Source organism: Miniimonas arenae (assembly GCF_006351005.1).
Lineage (GTDB): Bacteria > Actinomycetota > Actinomycetes > Actinomycetales > Beutenbergiaceae > Miniimonas > Miniimonas arenae.
The window spans coordinates 1-5,194 of the sequence record NZ_VENP01000090.1; the positions used below are offsets into that span (position 1 = coordinate 1).

Consider the following 5,194-nt stretch of genomic DNA (forward strand, 5'->3'; position numbering starts at 1 on the left):
GTTGGCCCCAGCCTGCGCTACCGCGCGCTCAGATACGCATTCCAGGTCCTGATGGCTGAGAGTCTGGCGGGGAGATCAGGGGCTGGGCCGGCGACGCTGGTGCAGTGAGCTCGTTGGCGCGGTGTGCTGCTTCGGCTGCGCGAGCAGCTTGGATGCGTGCGAGCTCGCGGCGACGGCGCAGCGCGTCAAGCTCTGAGTCGTCGGTAGACCGTTCCGCGGTCGGCGGCGGAACAACCCGGGTTAGCGCAGCCGCTGCGATGCGGTAGGCGCGTTCTTGCACGCCCGCGCCCCCCTCGGGGCCGGGCCCGAGGGGGTCGGTGCCGGTGATGGCGTAGCGGTCGCGGTAGGCCGCGACGTCCCGCACGCTGGCCCGCCACACGGCCAGGGTCCTGGCGTCTGCGGGTGGCCGGTACAAGCGGCGGGTCCACGCGGGCGGGGTGGGTCCTTCCACGTCGGCGACGAGGGCGTCCAACCGGTCGCTGATCAGGTCGACCTGCCGCTCGAGCCACGCCTGGACGTCACCGTCGACGAACGGAGCACGCGGTGCCACCTGACGCGTCGGCGCGTCAGCGGTCGACGCGTCCCCAGCCATCGACGGGACGGGGGTGCGCGCCTCAGCGAGAATCTCCCGCACGGTTTCCTCGGCGAGGTGACGGCTCAGGACAGCGGTGAGGTACTCGTCGGTGTCGGGGTCCTCGGGCAGGCGCGTGAGCGCGTCGGCGAGGCGCCGGGCGAGTGCGACGGCCCGCTCGGGTGTGACGTCCCCGTGGGTGTTGGTATCGACGACGTGGTCGATGACGTCGTAGGTGAGGGGCCCGGGGTAGCGCAGCGCACGGTCGAGCTCCTCTGCACGTCCGGTCTCGAGAAGCTCGCCGGGGTCTTTGACCCCGGGGAGGCGGGCGCCTGCTGCCGATGCGGCCTCGCGGGGGGTGAGGCGTTCCCAGGCGCGGACGGTCGCTTCGCGGCCGCTCGGGTCGGAGTCGAACAGGAGCACCGCGCGACCCAGGTCGCCGCTGGCGGTGCGGACGAGGTCGAGCTGCTCCTCGGTCAGGGCGGTGCCACACGGGGCAAGGGGGACGAGGTCTTCGCGCTGGAGTGAGGCGACGGCGGCGACGTCGAGGGGGCCCTCGACGAACACCGCCCGGGCCCCGCCGGCCAGGCGGGCGGCGGCTTCGGTGCTCCAGCCGTGCAGCACCTGGCGCTTGTGGAACGTGTCCCGTTCGGGGGTGTTGAGGTACTTCGGGTTCCGCTCGTCAACGACGCTCGGGTTGGCGCGGGCGGTGAACCCGACGATCACGCCGTCGTGGTCGCGGATGGGCATGACGAGCCGGTCGCGGAACAGGTCGATCGTGCGCCCGTCCCTGGTCCTAGCCGCGACGCCGGCGGCGATCATGTCCTCGTCGCGGTAACCGAGGTCGCGCAGGTGCTTGCTCAGCGCGTCCCAGGACGCGGGCGCATACCCGTGCTCGCACGCTCCCGCCAGGCCACGGCGGGTCAGGTACTCCCCCGCCCACGATCCCTCCGTCTGCTGCTGCCACCACCGCCAGGACTCTCCCGCGATGGCGACCGCCCGGTCGCGTACCGCAGGGGCCGGCGCCGCGGCCGAGGGCGAGGCCTCATCTGTGAGAGAGACGAGCGGGTCGTCGTCGACGCGCGCGGGCGCCTCGCCGCGTTCGTCGACCGCGTCGAGGCTGCCAGGGTGGGCGGGCGTGGGCGGGGTGGTGGTGGGGTCGGGGTCGATCTCGGGGGGTTGGGTGATCCAGTCGGGCAGTCGTGACCCGTGGGTCGCCGCCGGTTCACCCAGTCGGGCGCGGAGGGCGCGGGCGGGCCACTTGGCCTGCTCGATCGGGCGGGAGTCGGAGGCGATCGCCTCTGCAAGGGCCGTGGCGACGTCGCGGTGCTCGGTGCGCTCGACCTCGAGCAGGCGTGCGCACAGCTGGGGGTAGGCGGGGTCGGCCAGGACGGCGGCCGCGGCCGGGTCGGGGAGCACCTGGCGCACGATGTGGTCCAGGCGTTCGTGGGCGGCGGGCTCGAGCAGGCGTTCGTAGGCGTCCTCGTAGGAGGGGACGAGCTGCGCGAGGGAGTGGGCCTGGTCCCACTCGGTGACCATGGCTTGCAGCGCCGCGGGCGCCTCGTCGACGTTCGCCAGGACCCGTTCCAGGGCCTGGCGAACGGCGCGCGTCGGGTCGGGCTGGTGGTGCAGGTCGACGTCGAGGACGGCTTCGGTGACCGTGTACAGCCGGTTCATATACCGGCCGCGGGTGGCGCCGGTGTACAGGTGGTTGCGGGTCATGGACTCATCGACCAGGACGTGTCCGGCGTCCACGGTCATGCCCTGGACCCGGTGGACGGTCGCGGCGTAGCCGAGCTCGACCCACTCGGCCACGTACGCGGCGGGCAGCCGCACCCTCGCCTTGGTCTCGCGGTGGGTCACGCTGAGGGAGCCGTCGTGGTGTCGACGCGTCACCCGCCACAGGTCACCGTTCTTCACGAAGTCGCTCGCCCCGGTGCGCAGCCGGCGATCGTTGCGTCGGGTCACGATGACGTCGCCGGCGCCGGCGGTGCCGCCGTCGTGCAGGGTGACGCCGGCGCGTTCGACGACGCCGGCGATGACGCGGTCACGACGGGCGCGGGCGTTCAGGTCGACGACGACGTCGTTCGTCGCGGCGACCATGATCGCGGAGTCTCCCGCGGCCATGTCCGCGGTCCACGCGCCGTAGACCTCCTCGGTCATCGCCTCCGCGCTCCCTCCCCGGGCGCGGTCCCCGGTGATGTAGTAGTCCAGGCCGGCGACGTCTCCGTCGCGCAGCTGCAGGGAGGCTCGAGCCTCCTGCTCGTTCACGCCCGCGCCGTCGGCGAGCAGGAACCGGTGGACCTCTTCCAGGTGCGCGGCGCCGACGTAGTGGTCGATCAGCCGCAGCGCTCCCCCGGCACCGACCGCGGCAAGCTGCGAGGGATCCCCGAGGAGGCGGACGCTCGCGCCGTAGCGTTCGGCGAGGTCCAGGACGGCGGCGAGCTCCGGGGTGCCGGCCATGCCGGCCTCGTCGACCAGCAGCACCGCGTGCTCATCCAGCTCGTACGCCTCCCCCACGGTGCCCGCCGGCAGCCGCCCGTCCGGGCCTGTCGCGGCCGCGGCCCGGGCGTGGACGTCGAGGAGCTTGTGCAGCGTGTCGGCCTGCACCTCCAGCTCCTCCCCCAGCACCGCGGCGGCGGCCGCCGACGGCGCCAGTCCGATGACGCGGCCGCCGGCGGCTTCCGCCGCGCGCGCGAACGCGCTCATCGCCGTCGTCTTGCCTGTCCCGGCCGGTCCGATGCCCGCGGCCACCCGATGCCCCGACGTGGCGAAGTGGGAGGCGAGTCCACGCTGTCCCGCGTTCAGGGTGCGGTCCTTTGTGGTCTCGACCTGGGCCAGGGCCGCGGCGAAGGTGGCCTCGTCCACGCGGAGCCCCCCGGTGGACTGAGCCGCGCTGAGCAGTCGCTCCTCGGCCGCGAGCACCGTCGCGGAGGTGAAGACCTCCGAGCCGTGCACCCGGTAGATGCTCTCCCCGTCGGCGCGCCTGAGCACCTCCGAGGTGGGGGTGTTCAGCTCCTCGGGGGTGAGTCGGATCGAGGTGGCTTGGGCGCGGTCTACGACGGCGGCGACGACGGCGCGGGCGGTCACGTGCGCGGGTGCGTCGACCACCCGACGTGAGGCGCGCACGACCCGCTCCGCCTCGGCCTGCAGGTGCCACCGGTTCCACGTCGATCGGTGCCGGGCCAACCCGGCCAGCACCGTCTGCGCGAGCTCGTCGATGCTCTCCACCGCGACCGCTGTCGCCTCGGCTCGCAGCTCCGGGGCGCCCGAGAGGGCGGCGGCGACCATCTGCTCGACCCCGCTACGGCCGCCGAGGACACGCTCGGCGGTCGCCCGCCACTGAGGCAGGCGCTGAGCCAGCCCGACCCCACCCTCCTTGGCCTGGCGGGTCGCGAGGGTCGCCTGCTGCGCGAGCTTGAACTGGACCGCGCGCGGAGCCTCCCGGCCGTGCTGAGTGCGGTAGGCGGCGAGCAGCGACTGGTACTCCTTCTCCACCTGGTCACGCCGCTGGGAGAACGCAGCCCGCACCTCCGCGGACACGCCAGCGATCTCCCGCACGGGACGCTTGCCCTCACGTCCCTCGGCCACGAACCCCACCCCGAGGCGGGCGATGAGCTCTTCCTCGATCAGGCTGTTGTACCGCTCCGACGCTGCCACCCCGAGGGCATGGAGCACGCGGCCGTCGAGCGATCGCCACTGCCCGTCGACGCCCTGGACCTTCGTGGAGACGGCGACGTGGGTGTGCAGGTTGGGGTCGCCCGTGCGGGAGTCGAGGTGGTCGAACGCGGCCGCGACAAGTCCCGTGATGTCGATCTGCCCCACCCCGCCGGCACCCACCCGGGTGTACGCACCCTCGCTCTGGATCCACTCCAGCGCTCCGTGCCACGCCGCGGCGTGAGCCTGGCTGATCTGCTCCCGAGTCGCGTCATCTGCCAGTGCCCACAGCGTGCTCACGCTCTTCACCGGAGTGAACACGAGGTCATACCCCGCGACCGCGGCGCGCTGCTCCGCACCCCGCGTGGCGAGGTAGTGCGCGACGTCCCCGGCGGCCGGCTCACGGCCGTCGCTCCGTTCGGTCACGATCTCCGTGGCCACCTGCCAGCGCAGCGCGTCGCGCTCCTCTCCCGCCTCTGGGGACCGGTCGTGCTCGGCCGCGAACGCGGCGTACGCCGCAGCCAGACGCTGCGGGTACTCATCCCCCTGCGCCTCCTTGAACACCGGGAACCGGCGCCCCAGCCGGGCGTCCTTGACGGCCTGCGCCGGCGACACCCCCCGTGCTACGGCTGCGGCGACCTGAGCATCAGCATCGGGGTGCAACCCCTCCCCGAACAGGGCCTGCATCTGCTTCTCAGTGACCACTCCCCCGACGTTCAACGCCGCCAGCCCAGCCCCCACCCACGCCCCAGGCGGGTTGCCGTGCTGCATGTAGTACTCCGACAACGACTGCCCCGGCTCACGCTTCACATCACCCGAGGCGACCTGCTTCGTCAGGTAGCTGTACCCATCACCGGCGTGCAGCACGTGGACCGTCATCACGAGCCCACCACGCTCCCCCGCACCCAGTTCGACGGCGAGAATGCGCGGCCGAGTACGAGGCGGCTCCCGTGCTCGCTCGTCATT

The 5,194-nt window shown here is 73.0% G+C and carries 1 protein-coding gene; it reads right to left on the bottom strand.

From position 1 onward, the window contains the following. Positions 1-28: 28 nt before the first annotated feature. Positions 29-5,107, bottom strand: coding sequence for a MobF family relaxase (gene mobF, locus FH969_RS14395; protein ID WP_180359823.1), 5,079 nt, complete (start codon positions 5,105-5,107; stop codon positions 29-31). Between the last annotated feature and the right edge of the window lie 87 nt (positions 5,108-5,194).